Raw genomic sequence first — 25,160 nt, 5'->3', positions numbered from 1 at the left:
TTGCATAAACGGCTAGAAACCAAAGCAGATGGCAACTTACCCGCCAATTAATGGGCTGATTGACAACAAAAAAAGCCGACCAATATGATCGACTTTTTAACGACTTCCTTCCAGACTCAATGCCTCAGTAACCGTAAGGACTGTAACCCGACCCGCCCCCATACCCATTGCCACGACTCCGACCGGCCGTACGTTCATAAGGCCGCATTCGGGCAATCACCTGATCGCGTTGTTGTGGACCCAGTACGGTCATCATATCGAAAAACTGCCGTTGCCGAATTTGACGGAACGTATCGCGCTGCCGGGGATCACGCGGATTAAGCCCCTGCGTTTGCTGGGTATAGCGATCCCGAATCCGGCGAATTTCGCGCTCCTGCCGACGGGTTAGATTCAACTCCCGGTCCCACCACTCTAAATGACGGTCGAAGCTGTAATCATCGTAATCGTAGTTGTAATTGGGTTGACCGTAGCCCTGGCCACCCGGCTGATTGTAGCCGGGTTGTTGAGAATAGGGCGAATTGGGATTACCGTACCGTTGTGCCAGCGTAGCCGTCGAGAGGAGAACAACCAACGTAGCGGCTGTCATCAATACTTTTTTCATGGTAGTAGTTGTTTCAGGTTGTATTTGGCCTTTTGAACAACTCCCCACGAAATGGTTTAATTAATTCTAAAAATATATATAAAGATGGTTTACGGTATTCGGTTTATGGATTGCTGACGCAATCGAACCGTCGTCAGCAATCCATGCGTCAGCCAACAGTAAACCTCAAACCAAATACCATAAACCTAGTACTTATACTCAGGCAATTCATGGTTCGTTTCCTGACGTAGCACCCGTTCGTATTTTGTTCGATCAAATTCGCCCTCGTTGTTGGCGATGAAGATGGTGGCGACGGTATTGCCAATGATGTTCGTAAGGGAGCGGGCTTCCGACATAAACCGGTCAACACCAAGCAGCAAGGCTAATCCTTCTACCGGAATAACCTTGATCGCGGTCAACGTGCTGGCCAGCACAATGAAGCCACTGCCCGTTACGCCCGCTGCGCCTTTGGACGTAATCATCAGGATGCCAATGATGGTCAGTTCCTGGCCGATTGTCAGGTCGACACCGAATACCTGCGCCAGGAATATCGTAGCCATCACCAGATAAATGGTTGTGCCATCTAGGTTAAATGAATACCCCGCCGGAACCACCAGCCCCACCACCGACCGCGAACAACCCAGAGTTTCGAGCTTGTCCATGATCTGTGGCAAGGCCGACTCCGACGAGGACGTACCAAGCACAATGAGAAGCTCTTCCTTTATAAATTTTAAAACCGCCCATAAGCTGATTTTGTAGTAGCGCATGAGCAGGTTCAGGATCACGAAAATGAACAGAAACATCGTTGCATAGACCGTTCCCATCAATTTAGCAAGTGGTAGTAACGTACTGAGTCCGAATTTACCAATGGTAAAGGCCATCCCACCGAAAGCACCTATAGGCGCTAGTACCATCACGACACCCAGAATATTAAAGAATACCTTCGACAACCGCTCGAAGGTTAGAATGAGTGGTTTCCCTATTTCGCCCATGCGCGCCAGCCCCACACCGAAGAGGATCGAAAACACCAGCACCTGCAAAATATCGCCATCCGCAAACGCTTTTACGGCATTGCTCGGAACGACGTGCATAAAAAATTCCGTCCAGTCCATTTCAGCCCCCTGCTCAGCATATTTGCTGATATCTCCGCCTTTCACGGCGGCCGTCTGCACACCGTCTCCGGGACGAATGACATTGGCCAGAATAAGCCCAATGGCCAGCGCGCCCGTTGTCACAATCTCAAAATAGAGCAGCGCTTTCCCTCCTACCCGACCAACCTTTTTGAGGTCTCCCATATTGCTGATACCTAGCACGATGGTCAGGAAAATGATGGGCGCAATGACCATCTTGATCAGGTTGATGAAGAGGTCGCCTAGTGGTTTGAGCTTCGCAGCGGTTTCGGGGAAGAAATACCCGGTTAGAATACCGAGCGTAATGGCAATGAGTACGCGGACGGTGAGGTTGTTGAGGAGTTTCATGGAGTGAATGTATAATGGATAATGGATAATGCCCAATACGTAATGAATTATCGATGAATCATTACCGATATTCCATTTTTAATTTGGCATTATCCGTTTTTCTGTCTCCATTATTTCATTGTCACAACCTGATGCTTGATCTCCCGGATTCGGTCGTTGAAATGCAGGCTCGGGAAATCAACATGTGGAACGAGCGTCGCCTGAAGGAAACCCATGACGGTCTCGTCGTGCGGAATGCGCTTGCCCGTGAGTACGCTCACGTACTTAGACGTAACCCAGAGCACATTTTTGAGGTGTGTTTTTCCATCGTCGGTCATAATGTATTCCGTCACGGTGGTATCCTCGTTGAAGTAAATTAACCTCGACATGATACGTACCCATTCACTTACCTGAGCGGGTCGAACGTAGGCAATCTGGTGTTGGTAAACCACCCAGCTTGTTTTCAGCTCGTGGAACAGTTGCCCTGGATTGAAATCATAGAGCTTGGCAGCCTGATCTTCCCGGGCGTTGAAGTAATAGTCGAAGTATTTAGCATTGTTGAGGTGCTGCAACGGGTCGCAGTCCTGAAATCGAATAATCACCCGCGATTCGGTTTCGGTTGGGTAACTGCGGTTGGGATCTCGTTTGAACATATTATTTGACCGCGCGGGCGGCCCCGCCGGGATTTATTTGATTATTATGATTAACATGATTCTGATTGCAAATCAGGAAAGTAAAATCATGTAAATCAATTAAATCATAGGAATCGCGGTTCAGACAATTTTCCCTCATCTTTACGTTAGTACAAAAAATCAATGGTTTAATCTAAAACAGAGGATTTATGAAACCCGTCCATTATCTGCTGCCCTTATTTTTCCTGATCATTACATTAACAGCCTTCGCACCCGCTGATGACTCTGAGGCTGTAGTTGGTACGTGGCTGAATGGCACAAAAAAAGGGCACGTAGAGATCTATAAGAAAGGAGGCACGTATTTTGGCAAGCTCGTCTGGCTAGGTCAGCCCACCGATCCCGCTACGGGCAAACCCCGAACGGATGAAAAAAATCAGGATGCATCCAAACGGTCGCGTCCTTTAATGAACATGCCTTTGTTGTATAATTTTAAGTACGACGGCGGGAAAGTCTGGAACGACGGAAAGATTTATAATCCTGAAGATGGTAAAGAATACAATTGCAAACTGACACTCAAAGACCCGAATACACTCGAAGTGCGCGGGTACGTTGGCATTTCGTTATTGGGGAAAACTCAGGTCTGGACGAGGGTGAAATAAGTTTTCGGTTTATAGTTTTCGGTATGAGCCTCTACCGCAGATCAGAACACCGAACACCGTAAACTAAAACCTACAACTATGCAGACGTTAATTATTGGTGCTGGCCCGGCGGGATTGGCGATGGCTGGGCAGCTGGCCCACCGAGGTCTACCCGCAACGGTGCTGGAAGCCAGCGATCATATTGGATTTTCCTGGCGCAATCATTACGACCGGCTTTATCTGCACACGGCTAAGCAATACTCGGCACTCCCCCATTTCCCGTTCCCCAAAGACTATCCCCTTTACGCGTCTCGCCTACAGTTTGTCGAGTACCTTGAACGGTATGCCGACCATTTCAGGATCAGGCCACTCTTTAACCAGCCCGTTAGTAGCATCCGTCAAAACGCCGATCAGACGTGGGAAGTAAAAACGAAAACCGATACGTTCACGGCCGACCGGGTTATTCTGGCAACGGGCTATAATCGCGTACCCAACAAGCCGGAACTGCCGGGCCAGCCCAACTTTCGGGGAATCATCTGGCATAGTCATGAATACCGAAACGGTGCCCCTTTCCGACATGAGAACGTATTGATCGTAGGTATGGGCAACACGGGTGCCGAGTTGGCTCTCGACTTGCTTGAGTACGAGGCAAAGCCAGTTATTTCAGTACGTAACCCCGTTAATATCATTCGGCGCGAGGTTTTTGGCAGACCAGTCCAATCCACGGCTATGCTTGTGAGTAAGCTCCCCGACTGGCTGTATGATCTGATAGCCGGTTTTTTACAGCGGCTGACCGTGGGTGACGTATCGGCCTATGGCTTAGGCAAACCTGCTCATCCACCTTCCTACGACTCCCGGCGGGGCAAAACACCCGTGATTGACGTCGGTACGCTGGAACAGATCAAAGCAGGGAACATTGCGGTTGCTCCGGGGATTAAGCACATCAACGCGAAAACGGTTACGTTCACCGACGGGCGAGAACTTCCCTTTGAGGCTATTATTCTGGCAACGGGCTACCGACCGGGTTTGACGGCGCTTCTCGGCGATGCGCTGGAGGCTAAAATCCCCAGTGAGCGAGGCTTTCCAAAAAATCTTTGGTTTAATAATTCAGCGCTGAAAGGCCTGTATTTCCTGGGCTTTTCAGTACCTACAACGGGTGTTCTTCATGCCCTCACCCTCGACTCGGAACGTATCGCCAATCACATTTCCGAAAACAATTTCATCACCGCATAGTTCTATTTACGTAGTCAAGATGAGTACACAGATCATTCAACATTTAAACACTACGATCATGAACGAGACAACAATCAAAGGCGGCTGGAACGAATTGAAAGGCAAAATCAAACAGGCCTATGGCGACCTCACCGACGACGACCTAACGTACGCAGAAGGTCAGGAAGACGAAATGTGGGGCAAGATCCAGCAGAAGACAGGAAAGACAAAAGACGAAATCAATAAAGCGGTTGCCGATATTTAAGAGACCCATTTAACCAGCTGCTAATTCAAGGTTTTCGAATTGCGAATTAGGGCTGTAGAATTTACCTCTTTAAATCGGGGGACTGATTGATAGAAAAAGCCGGAGCTCAAGTTTCCGGCTTTTTCATTTTCCAGTTGCTCGGTTATCGCCTGCTACATAGGCGGTTCCCAGCCTTTCTCATATTGTCGGCTCCATAGCTTCATAGCAGCAGCGTCGTGGATATGGCCATTTTTCGAATCAATGGACAAGGGTTTGTTGGTGCGGTAAGCGATGTTCGCCAAATGACACAGCAACGTACTTTTAGCCCCTTCATCAATCGTAGATGCCTGCTTCGCCTTACCTCGTATTGCTTCGAAGAAATTCACGATGTGGCGGGTTGTCATATCTCCGCCCCCACCCAAAGCCGTACCCGCTTCCGATCCTTTTGATTTGCTGTCTTTGATGACTTTGCCGTCACGGTCAAACAGCGTATAGCCATTCCGGTCTACATACACGGTGCCCTTGGTGCCGTAAATGTAGGTGCCCCGATCGCTGCCAAATGTCTTTTGTCCATTTCGGCTATTGCCATCCCACTTGATAATTTTGTTGCCCGGAAACCGGAACGTAGCATCCATCGTATCATAGACTTCCCAGCCATCTTCCGGAAAATACCGTTTGGCAGCTTCAACACTGACAAACTCAGGGTATTCAACCTGCAGCGCCCAGCGGGCTACATCCAGTTCATGGGTGGCGTTATTTCCGGCTTCGGCAGTCCCGTACAACCAGCCATACCAGTGCCAGTTGTAATCCCAGGTTTCGGAAGTGTACTCCCGGCGCGGGGCCGGTCCCTGAAACAACTCCCAGTCGAGTCCGTCGGGCACGGCAACCTTCTTTTGGTGAGGCACTTCACCCCGGGCACTGGCATAAAAGGCAACGGCTTTATACGGCGCTCCGATAACCCCATTATGAATCTGACCGATAATGTCGAGGGTTTCCACTGAGGATCGCTGCTGGTTGCCCATTTGAATAATTTTGCCGGATTTCTTCTGAAGTTCGATCAGAATTTCACCTTCGCGGGGATTGTGGCTGCATGGTTTTTCGACGTACACATGCTTGCCGCCCTGCACAGCCAGCCACGTACCGGGCGCATGCCAGTGATCGGGAGTAGCGTTGATCAGCACATCCACGTTTTTGTCGGCAATGACTTTGCGGATGTCGTTTTCCAGTTTTGGTGTATAGGTAATGTGTTTGGAAAATTTCTGCACAGCGGCTTCCCGCTGCTTTTTCATGACATCGCACAAATACACCAGCTCGACGTTGCTGTCTTTTTTTCCAATCGGCTCGTAATACGCACCCAACCGTCGACCCAACCCGGCAATCGCTACGTTAAGCCGCTCATTGGCCCCGATTATTTTGGCATAACTTTTCGCCGACATCCCATTCGCCAGTCCGCCAATGGTAATGCCCGCCGTCCCTAAGGCCGCTTTTTTAATAAACTCTCTACGCGAATTTTCCATTTCAGATTGTATTTCACTGATTACCAAATCAATTACGCTTTCCGTTTACCTGACTTTGTGGCATCGCAAACCCCCTTAAAATAACCAACCGATTCAGCAATACCAGCTAAAGGGTCTTTCATATCTTTTTCATATTCCAGACTGCAACTGCCGTCGTACTTAATTTTCCGTAGCATAGCCACGAAGGCGGGAATGTCGATCACACCCCGACTTAACTCGCAGGTTTTGCCCTCCTTCGAAGCGGCCGTTACGTTCTTAAGGTGAATATCGAAAATTCGTTTGGCATATTTTTCCAGGTCCGCAATCGCATCATCCCCAAAGCGCGTATCGTGTCCCATATCGAAGCAAAGGCCAACACGCGGGTCCAAATTTTTCACGGCATTAATGACCGATGTAGCATTTGGCCAGAGTTTAATATCGGGGCCATGAATGTGAATGGCGTATCGCATATCGTACTCTTTCACTTTTTTGTCGACATAGGGCAATAGCTCTTCATTGGGCACGCCCACGATAAGTTTTACGCCAACGCGTTTGGCATAATCGAACCCATTGTCGATTTCCTGCTCCGTTTTCATGTAGATCGGCCCAACGCCATAGCCCGTCACGCCCGACTGCTTCAGCTTTTCATGAAAGGCGGCAATTTGCTCGGCGGTACTGGCATAGGGAAGATGGAAGTCCTTGATACACAAATAGTGTACATCAACTTTTCGCATCATCTCCAGCGATTGATCCAGATTGAAATTGACGAACGAAAAACCCGCCATCCCCAATTTAAACAAATCGTCACCAGCTACTTTATTGGATTCTGGCGCGGCTACTGAAGCGATGGCCGGAGTCATGCTAGCCAGTGCTACGGAACCACCTGCCTTTTTAAGAAATGTTCGTCGTGTAGTCATTAAACGTACCGGGAAAGTTGTCATTTGTTACCATTCAAAAAACCTGAAGACTCTTTTTCTACTGCCGTCGTACGTAGTAGACCGACATGGCAACACACTATTCTCAAAACACACGTAGTGAACAGAGTAGATTTTGTAACTAATTGACAAAATAAATTTATTACAGTAGAATGCGATTTCATGAACCACCAGCGTAAAAACAAGTCCATTTATACCGATCATGGGCGTGCCGAGATTTTCTTTCAAACGATTAATCTTGATCATTACCTAACCAAATACCTAAGTGATCTCAACAAACCTGATGACAAACGTTTTCACCGATTAACCTTCATTGAAATCACCAAGGTGTTAAGCCAGGGCAGCGTTCTGATTCAGAAATATGCTGATGCCAAAAAGAAATATTTCGCTATTTCGCGTTACGAGGGACGTTACTACTACGTTGTCTTTTACTTGGAGAAGCGAGAAGATTGTGATAAATTGTTTGCTATAATCGCTACGTGCTATGCCATTAACAACAAAGACATCCACCAATAATACGACGACTGGTATAAAGCAAAGCCAAATCCGTTTCGGAAGATGAAGTGGGAATTAATGAGCCATATTGAGACCCCCAAGCACCCACTTTTTTTCGTTATAAGGGCAAATGGTATACAAAGGACAAGAACGGAGAAATTGTCCGTCATTATCCGCCTGACGAAAAACAACCCCGCATTAAAGTCAAACCAAAATCATAGCCGGAGCCAACCACTCCGGTTTTTCATTTCTAAAAACAGCCGCTTTAATTATCTTTTTTTCCGCTTCGCCCAAACAGGCAAATTCGACGGATAAAAACTCATTTCCTTTGGGCATCCATTCGAGATTATCATGAATCGGTTTGCCTGTTTCTGCTTATTGTTTTGTTCACTCAACGCCACCGCCCAAACGGTTGTATCGACCGTGCAGGAAGCGCTGGTGCTGGCTCGTCGGCAGAATCCGGAGTTGGTCAATGCCCGACAAAATCAGGTAGTGCAGGTCCAACAGCGAACGGCAACCCGCGCGACACGTCTACCCCAGGCTCGCTTCTTCACCAATTTTGATTACAACTTCGCGCTCCCGGTTCAGTTGGTTCCCGCCGAATTTCTTGGTGGCAAACCAGGTGAGTTTCGTTCCCTGCAATTTGGCCTGCCCTACGTACTGGCTGCCGGTGCCGAAGTGACCGTTCCCATTATCAATCGGCCAGTGCGTGCCGACCTGGATATTGTTGAACAAAATCTACGTATCACCGACCATCAGACACTGGTTTTACAGGATGAACTGTCGACCCAGACAGCCCGCGTTTATCATGCTGTACTGCTGACCCGGTCAGCAATTGCTATTACCCAGCGTAACCTGTCGGCGGCCGATACACTCACCCAAATTGCCCATGATCGGTTAGACAAAGGGTTGATCGAGCCGCTTGAATACAACCGGATTCGCTCGGTACAATTAACAACTGCCGACGTACTGTACCAAAACGAACTCGCCTATGTTCGCAACCTGAATCAACTCAAGCTGATGCTGGGATTAACGACCACTGATAGTTTGATTTTATCAGAAGATCTGGCCAAACGTTCCACCGGACTGCCCGTTCCTGCTACGTCTGTTAACCTTGTCGAGCGGCCACAGATAACGCTCCAGCAGGCCCGGATCGAATTATTCCGTTTGCAACTCAACCGCGAACGACTGCAACGCTGGCCGACTCTTTCGGCATATGCCCGCTTTACGGAACAGGCTCAACGTAGTGAAATCAACTTCCTGAGTACAGGCCAGCCCTGGTATCAGATTGGGGTGACAGGCTTGCAGTTCAACTGGTCGATTTACTCGGGCGGGTTACGGAATAGCAATATCACCCGCGCCCGGCTCCAGCTAAAACTGGCTGAATCTGAGCTGGCCTACGAACGTAACAAACAGCAAACCGATACCGAAGATGTCCGAAATACGTATAATCAGGCCGTTCGATCCCTGGATCTGAATCGTCAGAATTATGAACTCAATAGCCAGAATGTGCAGATTGCCTTAATCAAATATCGATCGGGATTATTTGCCTACGATCAGTACCTGAACGTATTCAACGAAGTTTTGACGGCACAAAACCGCTATCTGAACAACCTGTCGAACGTATTCATCAATCAGACAATCTTACAGATACGAAGTGGGCAATAAAACGTCGATAGTCGTCAGCCTCTGGTCATCAGTGGCAGACGATTATCGACTGACGACTATCGACTACTATGAAAATTAAACTCTCCCTATTTTTACTAATTGCGCTATTTAGCGCAGGCTGCAAACGTAGCACCGACGGTACGTCGCCTGCCTATCGGGAGTTAACCGAAGCCGTGTATGCGTCCGGTAATGTATATCCACGCAATGAGTACACCGTAACGGCCGATGCTCAGGGCGTATTGCAACAGCGTTTGGTTAATGAAGGCGACTCGATTCGTCAGAATCAATTGTTATTTGTGCTGGAAAGCGCCACCGAGAATGCCCGCCAGCAGGCAGCGGCCAATGCCTATCGCCAGTCGCGGGCGAACCTGGGCGCTAACTCTCCTGTGCTGGCCGAACTGGAAGCGCAGATACGCAATGCCCGCACCCGACTGGCCAACGATTCGATCAACTACAATCGGTTCAAAGAGTTATACGGCCAAAACGCTACATCCAAAGCCGAAATGGAGAAGGCCGAACTGAATTATACGCTGTCCCGCAACAATCTCCGCGCGCAAACCAATACGTTCCAGCGCAACCGGGATCAAATTCGGCTCGACGTCGAAAATAATCGCAGTCAGTTGGTAACCACGGAAGTTGCTGGCCGTAACACACGCATTCGCAGTTTTGTGGATGGCAAAGTATATGAGGTTTACAAAGAACCGGGTGAGGTGGTGAAGCCGGGCGAGCAGTTGGCCTTAGTGGGCAGTAGCAAGCAGCTCTATGTTCAGTTGGCCGTTGATGAAAGCGATTTTGGCCGGATTCGGGTGGGACAGGCGGTTGTCCTGAAAGCCGATGTGTATCCCGATAAAGTTTTCAAAGCCCGCGTCAGCAAGATTTATCCGAAACTCAATCGCACCGACCAGTCGTTTCGGGTCGATGCAGAATTCGTGGGCGAACGGCCTGCCTCCTACTACGGTCTGACGGTGGAAGCCAACATCATTATCAGCCAGAACCGGCACGTACTGACCATTCCAAAGTCCTATATTTTTGGTAACGACAGCGTGTGGGTCGATCAGGACGGGAAGAAGCAGAAAGTAAAATTCCAGAAAGGCGCTGAAAACTTCGACCTGGTTGAAGTGAAAGGTGGCCTGACTCAAAACTCTAAAGTAATGATGAATGCTGAATGATAAATGCGATCTCAACAAACATCATTCATAATTTATAATTCATCATTCAAAATGGACCTTCACATCGCTTCGCAAATTGCCAAAACGCACCTGTTGGCCAAGAAACGTCAGACGCTCGTTGCCATGCTTGGCGTTACGTTCGGGATTGCCATGTTCATTACCATGATTTCGTTTATGCAGGGCGTCAACCAGTTTCTGGAAGATTCGGCGCTGGATGCCAGTCCGCACATTCGGTTATACAACGAGGTGAATACGCAACGAAAAGGATTGATCGAGCAAATCTGGCCCAACAATTTTAACGTCATTTATCACCAGAAACCGAAAGATGAGCAGGCACGAATTAAAAATGGAATGGCCATTGCCGAACGCATCGAGCACGAGCCGGGGGTGTTGGGCGTGTCGCCCCAGGTAGCGACGCAGGTGTTCTACAACAATGGGCCGATTCAACTATCCGGAACGATTGCGGGCGTTGACATCGAACGGGAGAATCGACTATACAATCTTGAATCCCGACTTAAATCAGGCAAGCTCAATACGTTGAAAACCAATCCCGATGGACTAATTATGGGCACCGTACTGGCTCGAAAACTCAACGTCCAGGTGGGCGACAAAGTAACAGTGACCATACCCAAAGGCGGCACCCGTATTCTACGGGTGGTGGGCACATTCGGGTTCGGGGTTGGCACGGTAGACAATACCAAGAGCTATGGAAACCTGTCGACGGTGCAGGAAATTCTGCAGAAAGACCCAAGCTACATCACCGACATTCATATCAAAATGATTGATCCGTTGCAGGCCATTCCGTTCGGCCAGAAACTCCGGGCGATGTATGGCTATTACACCGAAGACTGGGCGACGGCTAACACGGCCATTCTGGCGGGCGAAAAAATCAGGAATATGCTCACCTACGTCGTGTCGATTACGCTACTGGTCGTGGCGGGTTTCGGAATTTACAACATTATGAACATGACCGTTATCAACAAAATCAAGGACATCGCCATCCTGAAAGCAACGGGATTTGAAGGGCACGACATCATCGCTATTTTTCTGTTGCAGGCCATATTTATTGGTTTTTCAGGTGGTTTGCTGGGTTTGGGCATTGGGTTTGGCTTGAGTTATCTGCTATCAATCACGCCGTTCGACGCGGGCGATTTTCTGAGTATCAAGACATTCCCCGTCATTTTTTCGGGTAAGTACTACGTTATGGGGCTTATGTTTGGTGTCATCACGACGGTGCTGGCGGGCTATTTCCCTTCCCGCAAAGCCTCGCAAGTCGATCCCGTTTCGATTCTACGTGGATAATTTCTTTAATGATGGATTATGAATGACAAATGCCCCATAGCTCATCGTCTGTAATTCATCATTTATCATCCATAATTCATCATCCATAATTCATCATTGAAATGACAACCGTTCTTTCCGCTCAGCACGTCAATAAATACTTCTACGACCCGGAGAAATTTCGGGTGCTGAACGATGTCACGTTTGAGGTACAGAAAGGTGAATTCCTGGCCATTGTGGGCAAATCGGGTTGCGGTAAATCAACGCTGTTGTATCTACTTTCGACAATGGATACCGACTATGAGGGCACTATCGAGATGGCCGGTACGTCGTTGAGAGGACGCAGTCAGGATTTTTTGTCGCACTTTCGAAATGAGCATCTGGGTTTTGTGTTCCAGTTTCACTTCCTGCTACCTGAGTTCTCGGCCTTGCAGAACGTAATGCTGCCGGGTCTGAAACTGGGTAGGTATTCCGAGAAGGATGTGCAGGAACGGGCTATGGAAAAACTGCGGCTTATTGGCATGGCCGATTTTGCCCGCAAGCCTGCCAGCAAACTCTCGGGCGGGCAGCAACAACGGGTGGCCATTGCCCGCGCCCTTATCAACGACCCGACCATCATTATGGGCGACGAACCAACGGGAAATCTGGATCGGGCCAATACCGAAAATGTCTTCGATATTTTTCGTGATCTTGCCGGTAAGGGACAGACCATTATTACGGTTACACACGATCCCGACTTTGCCGACAAAACCGACCGCGTCATCGAAATGTCGGACGGCATGATCATCGCCAGCCATGAAAATAAAGTTTAATAAATACGTCGAGATCCTGCTGTTATGGATAGCGCTGGGGGGTATTGTAGCCCGGCAATGGCTTATCCCGGGTATCTCCTGGCAACGGCAGGCCCTGCTCTTCGTTATGTCGTTTCTGGTCTTCAATTTTATCTGGATCTTTCATTTTCGATTCAATGAATGGCTAAACCGACGACTTCCTTTCGAGAAAAATGTTCGCTGGCGCATCGTTGTCCAACTACTGGGCGGATGGAGTATCGCCAAAACCATTATCTTCCTGGTTGGCTATGCCGTTGTTTCGTATGTGGTTCCTGAAGTGTTAACCCAAATCAATAAATTCACGATTATCATTATCGCTTTGTTGATTTTTATGGTCAACACAGTAATGGGCTTAGGCTTCATTGCCAGCCATTTATTGAAACGTTGGCAGGAAAATTCCCTGCGAGCCACTCAGTTGGAAAAGGAAAAAGTACAGGTGCAGCTCGCCAGTCTGAAAAACCAGATCAGCCCGCATTTTCTGTTCAATAGTCTGTCGTCGCTGGATAGCTTGATTGACGATAATCCCGCACTGGCCCGGCAGTTTCTGCAGCAGTTATCAAAAGTCTTTCGCTACGTATTGCAGCATAAGGAAAAGGCGTTAGTACCGCTGGAAACTGAACTGGCGTTCATCAAAAACTACGTATCGCTCCTGCAAACCCGCTTCGATGGTGCCTTTCTTGTCATCTGCAAACTGGATGAAGATGCGCTGGAACAGCAGATTGTGCCTGTTACGCTCCAGATCCTAATCGAAAATGCCATAAAACATAATTCTATCAGCCAAACGCGTCCGCTAACCGTGACAATCAGTAATAATAATGGTTATCTGGACGTAGCAAATCCCATTCAGCGCAAACGACAGGTAGAAACGTCAAACAAACAGGGGTTAGAAAACCTGAAATTATTGTATGGCTACCTGAGTCCGAAACCCGTTGAGATTGACGAAACGGAAACAGTTTTTCGCGTCCGGATCCCGCTGCTACAAGCACAGGGAAGCCTGGTATCGACTCCGCGCTGAATGAACTTACACAGGCTTTTTAGCCTTAAAAACAAATGGAACTACTCGTCACGGCGGCCATAATCGGGTATATCATTTACCTGCGCTACTACGCGGATTTGCGAAGTAAGTCGGAGCAGGATTTCGAAAAACTGCAGGTTGGCATCAAGCTGTATACAAGCAGACAGTTCGATGATGCGCTGGTCTTTTTTAAGCAACACATTCAGCAAGAGCCTACATCCAGCGTGGCTTATCTGTATCTGGCTCGTTGCTATCGGGCGCTGGGCAATGTATCATTGGCGGCTACGGCCTTAAAAACGGGCGAAAGCTACGACGATACCGTAGCGGATCTGCACCTGGAAATGGGGCAGGTTCTGCTGGATCAACAGGATTACAATGGCGCATTTCTGGAGTTCGACAAAGCAGTATTTCATTCAAAAGGAATCCAGGCGGATGCCTATCAATGGCGTGGTATGGCTCGGCAGAAACTCCATCAACCTACAGAAGCGCAACAGGACCTGGAACGCGCCATTACGCTCCAGCAAACCCAGAACGCTACGGAATTCATAACCGACCCCAGCCAGGGTGCATTTTTTAACCGGAAATTCATAAGCCATGCCCTACTGGTTCTGGTCAACAGCGCCATTCTGCTGGTTGTCATAAAAAACGCAACCGTTATTCACCTCCCCTACTTACTGGCCACCGTTGCCGCAACGGTGATTGGTTTTGTGGAGCCGAAAAAAGGCTGGGCATTGGCCATTTTGCAGGCATCAATACTCTGGCTTGTGTATACGTTTTTTACCACCACTCCTCAAGCAAGTGGTGCCCGCGATCTGGAACACTTTGGGCTCTATGGTTCCATGATTTTAACCTTCATTGGGAGTTTCATCGGCGGAGTACTTAAACGCCAGTTAGCCCGCTGAACAACGTGTTCATTTAGAATCTGACGAATACCTTACAGAAATAAATTTCTGACGTAGTAGTATCCTTTATTTCCGGCCTGATTCCCACATGCCCGTCAGCTAAACCAGGCGCTGACATACAGTTCCGTTTGCTTCTGAGCCTATATTGACCGTTCTTTAGTCTATTGACGGCACGTCCGTTATAATTAGTCATGAACCTTCTTCGATACGTCCCCAATCATGAAATATTTCTGCACTCTGCTTCTGCTGCTGACGGGCGGGAAACCAGCCCTGGCCCAAACGCCAAAAATCGACAGCTTGAGTCGACTCATCAGACAAGCCAAAACCGATACAGCGCGGATCAACCTGGCCAATGCAAAAACGGCTTTACTGACTCAGACAAATATCGATTCATCCATTAGTCTGGCGCTCAAAACGATTGAACAGTCCAAACGTATTAACTATAAAAAGGGAGAGGCTTACGCCAGAATGCACCTGTCCTACAACTATAGCTTCAAGGGCAATTATGCAGCGGCTAAAGCCAATCTGAAACGGGCCGAAGCGCTTTCCTTAGGCGATTCCGCTCAGTTGATGCGGGTCTACATCAACTATGGTACTACGTATGGCATGCAGAGCAAATATGATAGTTCCATTGCCTTTCTGGAAAAAAGTAAAGTTATGGCCGAACGACTGGCGGATTCGTCGGCACTGCGTAGAATCTATATGAATATCGGCATTTCGTACAGCATGCAATCGAATTTGCCACAGGCGCTACAATACCTGCAAAAATCACTAACTATTGCTGAAGCTCAGCATGATATGGGTTCACAAGCCTTCTCGCTGGTCAACATGGCCAACACCTATAAAACGATGGGCAATGTGAAAGAATCTGTGCAGACCTACCAGAAAGGCCTCAAGTTAGCGAAGCAGGAAAGCTTCAAGAACGTTGAGCTGAACGCTTACGCCAACCTGGCAGATATTTACGATGAGATGCATAATACCCAAAAAGCGTATGAAACAGCCATAAAAGCCGCAAATCTGGCCAAAGAAATAGGGGATGACGGGATGCAGGCCACCAGTTTGGCCAAGGCCGCCAAAATGCTGGCGGATCAGAAAAAGTTTGCGCAGGCTGATCTCTTGATAAAACAAGCCATAACTATCGCCGATGCGTCCAACCAACCGCTCAACATCCATCAGGCCTATTCGAATATGGGCTACATTCTTAAACGGCAGGATCGCTGTGCCGAAGCCATTCCGTTCTATGAAAAAAGCTTTGCCGTTTTGAAAGAGACCGATATTTATGACCAGCAGACCGGGAAGAGTTACGAAGAACTAGCCGCCTGTTATGAACAAACGGGCAATTTCCCCCGTGCCCTGGCCACCTTCAGGAAATCGGCCGCCATTGCCGATTCGGTCCGCAGCAAAGAAAATGTGCAAAAAACCACCGAACTCACCATGACCTATGCCTTTGACAAGAAGCAGCAGGTGGCGCAGGCCGAACAGCAAAAACAGAATGTGCTGGCCCAAGCCCGTCAGCGCGCTTTGCAGTGGGGGTTGGGCTTTGTGGTGCTGCTGGCCGCTGTCAGCTTCTACGCCTACCGTACCAAGCAAAAAGCCAATCTCCTGCTTCAGTTCCAGAAACAGCAGCTGGAGACCCAGAAACTACAGTTAGAGGATCAAAAAAAGCAGTTACAGACCACCCTCACCGAGCTTCAGCAAACCCAGCAGGAGTTGCTTCAGGCCGAAAAAATGGCGACCATGGGCAAGCTCACCAAGGGCATTGTCGACCGTATTCTCAATCCCCTCAACTACATCAATAACTTCTCGCGGACGGCCCGGGAACTTCTGGGGGAAATTCAGGCGGTGACCCAGAAACACCAGGACAGCTTTTCGGCCGAGGAGCAGGATGAGCTGGAAGAGACCACGACGATGCTGGAACAGAACCTGACCAAGATTCATGAACATGGCAACAGTACAGCTCGCATCCTGCAGGATATGCAGAAACTGCTCAAGGAGCGCTCGTCGAGTTACGTTGTGACCGATATCAATCTTTATTTGACGCAGCAAATGGATACGTCGTTCAAAAAAGCGTTAGCTACGCATATGCCCACCGTGCCCATCAAATTAAACGTAAGTCTGGCCCCTCAAGCACTCCCGGTAAATTTATTGCCCGTTGAGTTTGGTGAAGTGCTGGATGGTCTGATCGATAACTCGTGTTATACCTTAGTGGAAAAGTGTCGTCGGGTGAAGGGGTTTGAACCCCGGCTGGAGGTGACCACTTGCCTCGTCGACGATCAGGTCCAGCTTCAGGTGCGGGACAATGGCCGGGGGATTGCCCAAAAAGAAATAGCTCAGCTCTTTAGCCCTTTTTTCACTACGAAGCCCACGGCGAAGGGCACCGGGCTGGGCTTATACACGAGTAAAGAAGTCGTGGAGGAGTATCTTCAGGGTCAGATGCGGATCAACTCAATCGAGAATGAGTACACCCAGGTAACCATCCTGCTACCCCTTACGTCTACGTTCTTAACCCCAGTGGTCTAATAGCCATGACGATCCTGCTTATTGAAGACGAACCGCTTATTGCCCGGCAACTGCAGAAGTTAGTACGTCAACTGGAGCCGGGTGCTGTTATTGACGGACCTTTAGCCACGGTGCAGGCTGTTTGCGATTATTTCAGCGGACTTCGAGCGGCTGGCCACCCTTTACCCAACCTTGTTATCTCGGATATTCAACTCGCCGATGGGGTGAGTTTTGAGGCATTTCGGCAGGTAAATCTAAGTTCTCCTATCATTTTCACAACCGCTTATGATGAATATGCCATCAGAGCGTTTAAACTAAATAGCCTCGATTACTTACTGAAACCGATTGACCCCGAAGAACTCAAAGCTGCTCTGGCTAAATACCACCGCTGGCTATTGACCGATACAGCCGGTTTTGGTGAACAGTTTCGGCATTTTCTACATCAGATGGCCGAACAAACCCCGTCAATCCATTATAAACGTCGATTCACAGGACATCACCTCCGGCAAATCCTTTCGGTACCGCAGGAGCAGGTCGCCTACTTCATACGTAACGAACTAATTTACCTGCATACCATTGAGGGGAAGAAATTAGTGACCGATTACAAAACGCTGGATGAGCTCGAAGATCTGGTCGACCCAGCCTGTTTCTTTCGCGCCAATCGCCAATGCCTCGTCTATCTCGACGCTGTTGCAGGTTACCGGCCTTACGACAGCAGCAAACTGCAGGTACTCCTGAAAAGTCCGAACGAGGCTCTCGAACTGATCGTCAGCAAAGAGAAAGCCAGCGCCTTCAGGAACTGGGTCGAAGGATAGTATCCAATATAGCTACCGTTCATCCTGAATTTTGTTAAGTCGCTCTAAAACCCATTGATAGTCTATTCGTTTGTTTGTACCTATACGATTAGTTTTTGGCTACCCAACTAACCGTATTTTATGAAAAATAACGTTTCCCGGACTGGAAATTCCCGGTCCGGATTGCCTCGTACGGGCGGATTACGAACGGGCGCACTAGCCGCAGCTTTGCTGATCAGCAGTCTGACGATCTCGTCCGCTCAGGACAAACCGGCGGCCGTTGCTCTACCAGAAGGTGTCACCAGAGGTGCATCCGTCGAAGGCATCAGCGAGTACAATCTCAAAAATGGCCTCAAAATCCTGCTTTTCCCCGATCCATCGAAACCAACTATTACCGTCAACATTACGTATCTGGTGGGTTCGCGGCACGAAGGTCTCGGCGAAACGGGCATGGCCCACCTGCTGGAACACATGGTTTTCAAAGGGTCCACCAGGCACACCAACATTCCGCAGGAACTGACGTCGCACGGTGCCCGGCCCAACGGCACAACCTGGCTCGACCGTACGAATTATTACGAGACATTTTCGGCTACCGACGAAAACCTGAAATGGGCGCTCGACCTGGAGTCGGACCGGATGGTGAATTCGTTCATCAAAAAAGAAGACCTCGCTACGGAGTTTTCCGTTGTGCGAAATGAGTTTGAGATGGGCGAAAACTCCCCGCAGAGCGTACTGAACGAGCGTGTTGTGTCGGCCTCCTATTTATGGCACAACTACGGTAAATCGACCATCGGCAACCGCTCTGATATTGAGAAGGTACCCATCGAAAACCTCCAGGCCTTTTACAAGAAATTCTACCAGCCCGACAATGCGGTGCTGGTGGTAGCCGGTAAGATTGACGAGGCCAAAACGCTGGCGATGGTAAACCAGTATTTTGCATCCATTCCGCGGCCAACGCGGGTGCTGCAACCAACCTACAGCATCGAACCTACCCAGGATGGCGAAAAACTGGTGACGCTACGTCGTGTAGGCGACACAAAGGTCGTCTCGGCCTTGTATCACATCATGCCCGGTTCACACCCTGATTACCCGGTCATGGACGTAGTGATCGAACTGTTGACCAATGAACCCAGCGGACGCCTGTATAAAGCGCTGGTCGAAACGAAGAAAGCGTCTCAACAATACGGTTATTCGTTCACAACCAAAGATCCTGGCTACGTGTATTTTGCGGCCGAGATGCTGAAAGACAAGTCGGTTGACGAGGCCAAGGCAGCCCTGCTATCAACGCTGGATTCAATCGCCATCAAGGCACCTTCGAAAGAGGAAATTGATCGTGCCAAAGCGAAGATTTTGAAAGATGTGGAGCTGAGCTTCAAAAACGCCGAGAACCTTGGCTTAGCCATGAGCGAATACATTGCGACGGGCGACTGGCGGCTGGGTTTCCTCTATCGTGACGCCCTCGAAAAAGTGACGTCTGCCGATGTGCAGCGCGTCGCTAAATACTACTTCAAACCCTCGAACCGGACCGTTGGTGTGTTTATGCCAGACGCAACACCTGACCGCGTCGACGTACCGAACGCGCCCGACATTGCCGCTATGGTGAAAGATTACAAGGGCCGCGCATTGGTGGCGCAGGGCGAAGCGTTCGATCCATCGCCCGCCAACATCGACGGTCGCACCCGGCGGTCGGAACAGCCCAACACGATCGAATTGGCGTTGCTGCCCAAATCGACACGCGGTAATGAGGTAAATGCACGCATGACGCTACGGTATGGTGATGAGAAAAGCCTGATGAACAAGAGCGCGATTTCGGTCTTTACCGCATCGATGCTCGACAGAGGCACTACGACCAAAAGTCGCCAGCAAATCAAGGATGAGCTGGACAAATTGAAAGCGCAGGTAAGCGTATCGGGTGGTGCGAATCAGGTTAATGTAACCATGAAAACGACCAAAGAGAATCTTCCTGCCGTGATACGTCTCGTGGGCGACATGCTTAAGCATCCGGCCTTCGATGCTAAGGAGTTCGACAATCTTAAGCAGGAACAACTGGCGGAGATCGAATCGCAACGTTCGGAACCACAGAGTATGGCCTTCACGGCGTATCAGCGTCAGATGAACCCCTACCCAAAAGAAGACATCCGATACACATCGACGCCCGACGAAGATGTAGCGGATGTAAACGCGCTTAAGCTCGACGATCTGAAGCAATTCCACAAGGACTTTTATGGTACCCAGAACGCCACCATGTCGGTCGTTGGTGACTTCGAGGAGACGCCCGTCCGGAAGGTAATTACCGACGAGTTTGGCACCTGGAAAGCGAAAAAGCCCTTTAGTCGGTTGGTTTCGACTTATAACGATATTAAACCAACGCCCCAATCGCTGGAAGCTCCCGATAAGGCCAATGCCTTCATGGTGGCAGGTGTAAATATTCCGCTACGTGACGACGACCCAGATTATCCGGCCCTGGTACTGGGCAACTACATGCTGGGGGGCGGTTTTCTGAACTCGCACTTAGCGGTACGTATCCGCCAGAAAGAAGGCATCAGCTACAGTGTTGGTTCGCAAGTATCAGCGAATCCGCTCGACAAAACGGGTATGTTTATGACCTACGCTATCTACAACCCAGAGAATGCCGAACGCTTGGAGAAAGCCTTCCGGGAGGAGATGGACAAAGCGGTAAAAGAGGGCTTTACAGCTGACGAGATCAAAGCGGCTCGTTCCGGTTTACTGCAGGCACGGATGGTATCGCGGGCGCAGGACCCTTCGTTAGCTGGTACGTTGAACAACTACCTGTATCTGAACCGGACGCTAAACTGGGATGCCGATTTCGAGAAGAAACTAGAATCTCTGACACCTGAGCAAGTCAACGCTGCTATGAAGAAACACATCGACCCATCGAAAATTTCGATTATTAAGGCCGGTGACTTTGTCAAAGCCGCCAGGAAAGCCACCAACGCTCAACCCGCTTCGACTGTGGGTGGCGGTAAGAAAAACTAATGGACCGCGCGGGCGGCCCCGCCGGGACTTATCAGATTTAGGGATTAAACAGATTTTGCTTTCAACAAAAGCGGTTAACAAAATCCTGCAAATCCCTAAATCTGATAAATCCCGGTTCTTTTTTATGGAATTTAACTATAAATTTAGTCATATACCTAAACCTATCGTTTTCCATGAAAAAACTACTTCTACTATTGATCATTGGATCGTTTTCAGTACCGGTATGGGCGCAGGTGAAGGTGATTCTACTGCGGGATACAACGACGTATCAACTCAGTCGAACGGTGTTGGATAAAAAGTACTTTGGGCTGAATGAGCTGTTTCGCGGAAACCCCAACAGAGCCCACAAAGCGACACAAGCCCGCCAGAAGCAACTCGGCGATTTTCTAAAGAAACAGAACCAGCTACCCCCAAAAGCCTTTGTTCTGTTTCTTTCCGAGTACTATCAACCGGATGGTAACGCACAGTGGGTGCTGGTCGATGCTGATCGATCGCAACCGGATTCTGTCGTCGCAAAAGCAGTTGCTACGTTGCAGGAATTTTATTCAACAACGCCCCATCCGGCCAGGGGTTCGGTACCATTCCGGATTTCGTCGGCCGTGATGTATGGAAAGGCAGGCATGGCACCCCGCACCGTTCGGCGGGGGCCGGGTATTATCAGTACGTTAGCAGCCGCCCAAAAAACTATTCGCCCTGACACAGTTACGATACTGGCCTTCAATCAATTGGAACTAACAAACGTACCAGAAGTTGTTTATCGATTCCCGAATCTGGTCGATTTGGATCTGTCGAAAAATCAGTTGCATGAACTCCCTGCCCGGCTGACCGCTGACATTCCTACGCTGAAACGGTTGAGTTTGCTGAACAACGCCATTCCGGACGATAGTGTATTTATAGATCGCAATAAACACTTGGTCTCATTGAATCTGCAAGGCAACAAACTAACGCGAATTCCGGTGTCTGTTCGGCAGAACCGCCGTCTCGAAAGCCTGTGGATGGGCAATAATGAGTTAAAGGAACTGGACGTTAAAACGCTACGTCGCCTGCACCGACTCAACGACCTGAATCTGTATAATGCCGGCTTGACTCAGTTACCAAAATCCATCGGGCGGTTGAAACAGGTGAAGGTCCTGGATTTGTACTATAATAAGTTTACAGAATTGCCTCGTCAAGTAGGCAGAATGAAGCGGCTGGAGCAATTAGCTGTTGCCTACAACGATTTGCATGATTTACCGGCATCGCTGGCAAAATTACATCGGTTGAACGTACTATTTGCGCACCACAACCGGATCAGTCAATTACCCGGCGAGTTTCAGCGGTTAGCGAATCTGCGCGTCCTCGACCTGGGGTATAACTGGTTTTCAGTGGCGCCAGATGTATTGAGTACGTTACCAGCATTGGAAGAATTAGACCTGAATAACAACAATTTGCGTGAACTTCCTACATCTTTGAGTGGGTTAAAGACGTTGAAAAAAATCTATTTACGCTCGAATCCGCTCTCGCAGGAAAACATAAAAGCAGGTCCTTACGCCCCAATTATCGAGCAACTGGAGTCCAATAAGACCGAAGTATTTTATTGACCGAATAAAACTCTGGTTGGAATTTTTATAATCAATCCTGGATACTATAAAAATAGGCGTGCTGAACGGGGAAAAATATAATTTTTTGGTGTTACATTGGCATTAGTAAGTCTGTTGTATGCAAGCCATTACGTCTCCCGTAACCAGTACCCCAAGCCGCGCTACGCTCTGGGGAAATTTAATTTCGGTCTACATCCTGTGGGGGTCTACCTACCTGTTCATTCATTTCATGACCGAACAGATGCCACCCCTCTACATGGTATCCATCCGGTATTTAATTGCAGGGTCCATTTTGTACGGATATGCACGGCTAACAGGAACACCTGCTCCAACGCGAGTCGAATGGCGGTCAGCGAGTATTATTGGCGTATTGTTATTAACAATTTCAAATGGTTGTCTATCTGTCGGTCTTCAATATATTCCGAGCGGTATGGCGGCTTTATTAGGCGGTTTATTACCGGTTTACCTGCTCACACTCAACTGGGTTTCTTTCGGTAAAAAGCGGCCCAGCAACCTGGCAATAGCGGGATTGATTGTCGGTCTGATTGGTATTTATCTGCTCGTCAAGCCCGACAAACTACAGGGCACGGGCGGCATCGACGCCAAACTAATTGGCGTCGGACTCGTTGCCTTCGGCAACTTCTCGTGGGCGATTGGTACGCTGCTGACACCTCGGCTTACGTTGCCATCGGGTACGATTTTCAGTGGTATGCAGATGATTATCGGTGGAATCGCAACGATGCTGGTGAGCTTAGTCCTGGAGCCCGTTACGCCAATGAGCATTTTTGAGGCCCCGGCAAAGGCCATCTGGTCAATGATTTATTTGATCATTTTTGGCAGTATCATTGGCTTTTCGTCTTACTCCTGGCTGGCTCGCAACGCGCAACCCCAATTGTTGTCTACCTATGCGTTTGTTAATCCCGTTGTCGCCATGTTACTCGGCACTACGTTTGCGGGGGAAGTCTTTTCAAGCCAATCATTCATCGGCGCTATCGTCGCACTGGTCGGTGTTGTACTCATTACGCTGGGCAAGAAGTAATGTAGTGGCGAGCGGACAATCCTTTGAAACTTCGGTCTGAATTTTTGTGAATATGTCCTTTTTTGAAGAAATATGACTCTGAGGTAATTCAATATATTTCCCACACAAGATTACAATTCGACATGGACTATAATGAAATCATCGAGATTAAGGAAAATACTCTCTTCTTTTTGTATAGAAGAGATAGCCCTGAGCATATAAAAGCTCTGTATGAGAAAGGGGAAGTATACATCAATACGATAGATTTTATTAGAGAATGTGATCAAAATGAAGATCGGTCAGATACTCAAGATGGAATTTCAACAAGGAGCTTTTTGGGCGCCGTAAAAGTTAAACTTTGTGATATTGGGCAGGATATAAATAAAGATGGAATTTCTTTAGATGGAATTAATGGCGTAATGGTTACTGATTCTGATGAAAAAGGTAATATTTATTGTCTAAATGGTATTTACAGCGAACATCTCATGGATGAACGTAACGATTTAGAATTCAACACAAAAACATTTGGGAAATCGCTAATTTTAATCCATAGCCCTCAAAAATTCATTGACCGTATCTTGGAAACATTGAAAAATAAAGGCTATGAAAATGTTAAATATAATAGGGTAAGTTATCACTCTAATGACTACTCTGGACAGATCGGGTTCTTCAAAAAACATGAAAAGTTTAAACACCAAAATGAGTTTAGATTTTTTATACCAAACAAGCAAAATGAGCCGATAAAAATATATATAGGTCCACTAAATGACATTGCAACGATTGAAAATAATGACCTACTAAAAATAACTTATACTGACAACAAAGAACAAACTATCAAGCTTGTATAAATCTGTGCTTAACGTAGCATTACGGTAAGAAAGAGTCCTGCACTGAGTTAGTGCAGCTCTGGCGCGGGTTTGAACCTGTGCCAGCTACAACATTACACCGGTGGAGGACTTATGCTCGTCCAGCCGCCATCGACCACCAGACTCTGGCCGGTAATGTGCCGCGACAGGGGCGAAACCAGAAACAGGGCCGCATTGGCGATGTCTTCGACGGTGGCCGGGCGGCCCATCGGCGTAATCCGCGACCAGATAGGAATATAGGTTGGGTCATCCAGCGTGCGTTCCGTGAGGGTTGCACCGGGCGCAATGGCGTTGACCGTGATGCCAAGGGGTGAAAAATCGATGACCAATTGTTTAGCCAGCATCTCCAGACCCGCTTTGGTCATACTGTAAACGGGTAAGCCCGGATGCGCCTGATGCCCCACCACCGACGACATAAACAGGATACTCCCACCCTTTCCCTGTTTCCGCATTTGGCTGGCCGCCAGCTGCGCCAGAAAAAAACTCCCCCGCAGATTGACATCCACAATCTTTTGAAAGGCATCCGGCGTAGTCGTGAAAATATCGCCGAAAACCGTAATACCTGCGTTGGCAATGGCAATATCCAGCGACCCGAACGTGCTGACCGCCGTTTCGACCATCTGTTCAATAAACGCTACGTTCGAGGCATCGCCGGAGCAGGCTTCGCAACGGCCCGGCCCGGCCTGTCGGATAACTTCGGCCGCTTTTTTCGCTAATTCTTCATCATAATCATTGAGAAGGACATTGGCTCCCTGCTGAACTAACGCGTTGGCAATGGCAAAGCCAATCCCGATTCCGGCACCGGTAATGAGGACTGTCTGGTTGGTGAGTACTGAATTCATACTTGCGTTA

General features: G+C 48.6%; 23 protein-coding genes. 16 read left to right on the top strand and 7 right to left on the bottom strand.

Annotated elements, in window-relative coordinates; translation table 11 throughout:
• Positions 1-124 precede the first annotated feature (124 nt).
• The 3 genes from BM202_RS07825 to BM202_RS07815 all read right to left on the bottom strand — a co-directional run bounded on the left by BM202_RS07825 (position 125) and on the right by BM202_RS07815 (position 2,690).
• The gene (locus BM202_RS07825; RefSeq protein ID WP_093824663.1) at positions 125-601 is read right to left on the bottom strand and encodes a hypothetical protein; all 477 of its coding nucleotides are present in this window, start codon (positions 599-601) and stop codon (positions 125-127) included.
• Between the two features lie 185 nt (positions 602-786).
• Positions 787-2,058, bottom strand: a complete 1,272-nt coding sequence (locus BM202_RS07820; RefSeq protein ID WP_093824661.1) for a dicarboxylate/amino acid:cation symporter — start codon at positions 2,056-2,058, stop codon at positions 787-789.
• 110 nt (positions 2,059-2,168) lie between these two features.
• The gene (locus BM202_RS07815) at positions 2,169-2,690 is read right to left on the bottom strand and encodes an acyl-CoA thioesterase (protein ID WP_093824659.1); all 522 of its coding nucleotides are present in this window, start codon (positions 2,688-2,690) and stop codon (positions 2,169-2,171) included.
• A gap of 188 nt (positions 2,691-2,878) precedes the next feature.
• Between BM202_RS07815 and BM202_RS07810 the strand changes: the two genes are divergently transcribed.
• The 3 genes from BM202_RS07810 to BM202_RS07800 all read left to right on the top strand — a co-directional run bounded on the left by BM202_RS07810 (position 2,879) and on the right by BM202_RS07800 (position 4,784).
• Positions 2,879-3,328, top strand: a complete 450-nt coding sequence (locus BM202_RS07810; protein WP_093824657.1) for a DUF2147 domain-containing protein — start codon at positions 2,879-2,881, stop codon at positions 3,326-3,328.
• A 78-nt stretch (positions 3,329-3,406) separates the two neighbouring features.
• Positions 3,407-4,540 (top strand): flavin-containing monooxygenase, encoded by a 1,134-nt coding sequence (locus BM202_RS07805; RefSeq protein WP_093824655.1) that lies wholly within the window; start codon positions 3,407-3,409, stop codon positions 4,538-4,540.
• Between the two features lie 58 nt (positions 4,541-4,598).
• A complete protein-coding gene (locus tag BM202_RS07800) occupies positions 4,599-4,784 on the top strand; it encodes a CsbD family protein (protein WP_093825190.1) in 186 nt (61 codons plus the stop codon).
• Between the two features lie 152 nt (positions 4,785-4,936).
• On the opposite strand, the gene BM202_RS07795 is transcribed toward BM202_RS07800, so the two are convergent.
• Positions 4,937-6,280 carry a Gfo/Idh/MocA family protein gene (locus BM202_RS07795; RefSeq protein WP_093824653.1) on the bottom strand — a complete coding sequence of 448 codons (1,344 nt, stop codon included), beginning with the start codon at positions 6,278-6,280 and terminating at the stop codon, positions 4,937-4,939.
• Positions 6,281-6,312: 32 nt separating this feature from the next.
• Positions 6,313-7,176, bottom strand: coding sequence for a sugar phosphate isomerase/epimerase family protein (locus BM202_RS07790; RefSeq protein WP_093824651.1), 864 nt, complete (start codon positions 7,174-7,176; stop codon positions 6,313-6,315).
• Between the two features lie 180 nt (positions 7,177-7,356).
• Here BM202_RS07790 and BM202_RS07785 point away from each other — a divergent pair, with 180 nt between their 5' ends.
• Complete coding sequence (locus BM202_RS07785) at positions 7,357-7,710, top strand: hypothetical protein (protein ID WP_093824649.1); 354 nt, start codon at positions 7,357-7,359, stop codon at positions 7,708-7,710.
• A gap of 183 nt (positions 7,711-7,893) precedes the next feature.
• Here the strand turns inward: BM202_RS07785 and BM202_RS38695 are convergent, their stop codons facing one another.
• Positions 7,894-8,025 carry a hypothetical protein gene (locus tag BM202_RS38695; protein WP_262507665.1) on the bottom strand — a complete coding sequence of 44 codons (132 nt, stop codon included), beginning with the start codon at positions 8,023-8,025 and terminating at the stop codon, positions 7,894-7,896.
• Positions 8,026-8,040: 15 nt separating this feature from the next.
• Between BM202_RS38695 and BM202_RS07780 the strand changes: the two genes are divergently transcribed.
• The 12 genes from BM202_RS07780 to BM202_RS07725 all read left to right on the top strand — a co-directional run bounded on the left by BM202_RS07780 (position 8,041) and on the right by BM202_RS07725 (position 24,290).
• Positions 8,041-9,357, top strand: a complete 1,317-nt coding sequence (locus tag BM202_RS07780) for a TolC family protein (protein ID WP_093824647.1) — start codon at positions 8,041-8,043, stop codon at positions 9,355-9,357.
• 68 nt (positions 9,358-9,425) lie between these two features.
• Positions 9,426-10,526: an efflux RND transporter periplasmic adaptor subunit gene (locus BM202_RS07775; RefSeq protein ID WP_093824645.1), complete on the top strand. Its 1,101-nt coding sequence runs from the start codon at positions 9,426-9,428 to the stop codon at positions 10,524-10,526.
• Between the two features lie 51 nt (positions 10,527-10,577).
• Positions 10,578-11,828, top strand: coding sequence for an ABC transporter permease (locus BM202_RS07770; protein WP_093824643.1), 1,251 nt, complete (start codon positions 10,578-10,580; stop codon positions 11,826-11,828).
• Between the two features lie 101 nt (positions 11,829-11,929).
• Positions 11,930-12,619: an ABC transporter ATP-binding protein gene (locus tag BM202_RS07765; protein WP_093824641.1), complete on the top strand. Its 690-nt coding sequence runs from the start codon at positions 11,930-11,932 to the stop codon at positions 12,617-12,619.
• Positions 12,603-13,652 carry a sensor histidine kinase gene (locus tag BM202_RS07760; protein WP_093824640.1) on the top strand — a complete coding sequence of 350 codons (1,050 nt, stop codon included), beginning with the start codon at positions 12,603-12,605 and terminating at the stop codon, positions 13,650-13,652. Before BM202_RS07765 ends, BM202_RS07760 begins: the two co-directional genes overlap by 17 nt.
• Before the next feature lie 35 nt (positions 13,653-13,687).
• Entirely contained in the window at positions 13,688-14,554 is an 867-nt protein-coding gene (locus BM202_RS07755) for a tetratricopeptide repeat protein (RefSeq protein ID WP_093824638.1), read from the top strand.
• A 219-nt stretch (positions 14,555-14,773) separates the two neighbouring features.
• Positions 14,774-17,074 (top strand): tetratricopeptide repeat protein, encoded by a 2,301-nt coding sequence (locus tag BM202_RS07750; protein ID WP_093824636.1) that lies wholly within the window; start codon positions 14,774-14,776, stop codon positions 17,072-17,074.
• Between the two features lie 5 nt (positions 17,075-17,079).
• On the top strand, positions 17,080-17,868 hold the full coding sequence (locus tag BM202_RS07745; RefSeq protein ID WP_093824634.1) for a LytR/AlgR family response regulator transcription factor: 789 nt from the start codon (positions 17,080-17,082) through the stop codon (positions 17,866-17,868).
• Between the two features lie 120 nt (positions 17,869-17,988).
• Positions 17,989-20,844: a M16 family metallopeptidase gene (locus BM202_RS07740; protein WP_093824632.1), complete on the top strand. Its 2,856-nt coding sequence runs from the start codon at positions 17,989-17,991 to the stop codon at positions 20,842-20,844.
• A gap of 173 nt (positions 20,845-21,017) precedes the next feature.
• Positions 21,018-22,424, top strand: coding sequence for a leucine-rich repeat domain-containing protein (locus tag BM202_RS07735; RefSeq protein ID WP_093824629.1), 1,407 nt, complete (start codon positions 21,018-21,020; stop codon positions 22,422-22,424).
• 118 nt (positions 22,425-22,542) lie between these two features.
• Positions 22,543-23,463 carry an EamA family transporter gene (locus tag BM202_RS07730; protein WP_093824627.1) on the top strand — a complete coding sequence of 307 codons (921 nt, stop codon included), beginning with the start codon at positions 22,543-22,545 and terminating at the stop codon, positions 23,461-23,463.
• A gap of 122 nt (positions 23,464-23,585) precedes the next feature.
• On the top strand, positions 23,586-24,290 hold the full coding sequence (locus BM202_RS07725) for a hypothetical protein (RefSeq protein ID WP_143100648.1): 705 nt from the start codon (positions 23,586-23,588) through the stop codon (positions 24,288-24,290).
• Between the two features lie 92 nt (positions 24,291-24,382).
• On the opposite strand, the gene BM202_RS07720 is transcribed toward BM202_RS07725, so the two are convergent.
• Entirely contained in the window at positions 24,383-25,150 is a 768-nt protein-coding gene (locus BM202_RS07720; RefSeq protein ID WP_093825188.1) for an SDR family NAD(P)-dependent oxidoreductase, read from the bottom strand.
• Positions 25,151-25,160 lie beyond the last annotated feature (10 nt).

This window comes from Spirosoma endophyticum (genome assembly GCF_900112365.1).
In the GTDB taxonomy this organism is placed as follows: domain Bacteria; phylum Bacteroidota; class Bacteroidia; order Cytophagales; family Spirosomataceae; genus Spirosoma; species Spirosoma endophyticum.
This window is presented reverse-complemented; position numbering and strand designations above follow the sequence as displayed.

Coding starts and splice junctions, on each gene's coding strand:
- BM202_RS07720 (WP_093825188.1), bottom strand. CDS start 25,150: ATGAATTCAGTACTCACCAACCAGACAGTCCTCATTACCGGTGCCGGA.
- BM202_RS07825 (WP_093824663.1), bottom strand. CDS start 601: ATGAAAAAAGTATTGATGACAGCCGCTACGTTGGTTGTTCTCCTCTCG.
- BM202_RS07740 (WP_093824632.1), top strand. CDS start 17,989: ATGAAAAATAACGTTTCCCGGACTGGAAATTCCCGGTCCGGATTGCCT.
- BM202_RS07750 (WP_093824636.1), top strand. CDS start 14,774: ATGAAATATTTCTGCACTCTGCTTCTGCTGCTGACGGGCGGGAAACCA.
- BM202_RS07745 (WP_093824634.1), top strand. CDS start 17,080: ATGACGATCCTGCTTATTGAAGACGAACCGCTTATTGCCCGGCAACTG.
- BM202_RS07765 (WP_093824641.1), top strand. CDS start 11,930: ATGACAACCGTTCTTTCCGCTCAGCACGTCAATAAATACTTCTACGAC.
- BM202_RS38695 (WP_262507665.1), bottom strand. CDS start 8,025: ATGCCCAAAGGAAATGAGTTTTTATCCGTCGAATTTGCCTGTTTGGGC.
- BM202_RS07730 (WP_093824627.1), top strand. CDS start 22,543: ATGCAAGCCATTACGTCTCCCGTAACCAGTACCCCAAGCCGCGCTACG.
- BM202_RS07760 (WP_093824640.1), top strand. CDS start 12,603: ATGAAAATAAAGTTTAATAAATACGTCGAGATCCTGCTGTTATGGATA.
- BM202_RS07795 (WP_093824653.1), bottom strand. CDS start 6,280: ATGGAAAATTCGCGTAGAGAGTTTATTAAAAAAGCGGCCTTAGGGACG.
- BM202_RS07780 (WP_093824647.1), top strand. CDS start 8,041: ATGAATCGGTTTGCCTGTTTCTGCTTATTGTTTTGTTCACTCAACGCC.
- BM202_RS07805 (WP_093824655.1), top strand. CDS start 3,407: ATGCAGACGTTAATTATTGGTGCTGGCCCGGCGGGATTGGCGATGGCT.
- BM202_RS07755 (WP_093824638.1), top strand. CDS start 13,688: ATGGAACTACTCGTCACGGCGGCCATAATCGGGTATATCATTTACCTG.
- BM202_RS07820 (WP_093824661.1), bottom strand. CDS start 2,058: ATGAAACTCCTCAACAACCTCACCGTCCGCGTACTCATTGCCATTACG.
- BM202_RS07790 (WP_093824651.1), bottom strand. CDS start 7,176: ATGACTACACGACGAACATTTCTTAAAAAGGCAGGTGGTTCCGTAGCA.
- BM202_RS07770 (WP_093824643.1), top strand. CDS start 10,578: ATGGACCTTCACATCGCTTCGCAAATTGCCAAAACGCACCTGTTGGCC.
- BM202_RS07725 (WP_143100648.1), top strand. CDS start 23,586: ATGGACTATAATGAAATCATCGAGATTAAGGAAAATACTCTCTTCTTT.
- BM202_RS07800 (WP_093825190.1), top strand. CDS start 4,599: ATGAACGAGACAACAATCAAAGGCGGCTGGAACGAATTGAAAGGCAAA.
- BM202_RS07815 (WP_093824659.1), bottom strand. CDS start 2,690: ATGTTCAAACGAGATCCCAACCGCAGTTACCCAACCGAAACCGAATCG.
- BM202_RS07775 (WP_093824645.1), top strand. CDS start 9,426: ATGAAAATTAAACTCTCCCTATTTTTACTAATTGCGCTATTTAGCGCA.
- BM202_RS07810 (WP_093824657.1), top strand. CDS start 2,879: ATGAAACCCGTCCATTATCTGCTGCCCTTATTTTTCCTGATCATTACA.
- BM202_RS07785 (WP_093824649.1), top strand. CDS start 7,357: ATGAACCACCAGCGTAAAAACAAGTCCATTTATACCGATCATGGGCGT.
- BM202_RS07735 (WP_093824629.1), top strand. CDS start 21,018: ATGAAAAAACTACTTCTACTATTGATCATTGGATCGTTTTCAGTACCG.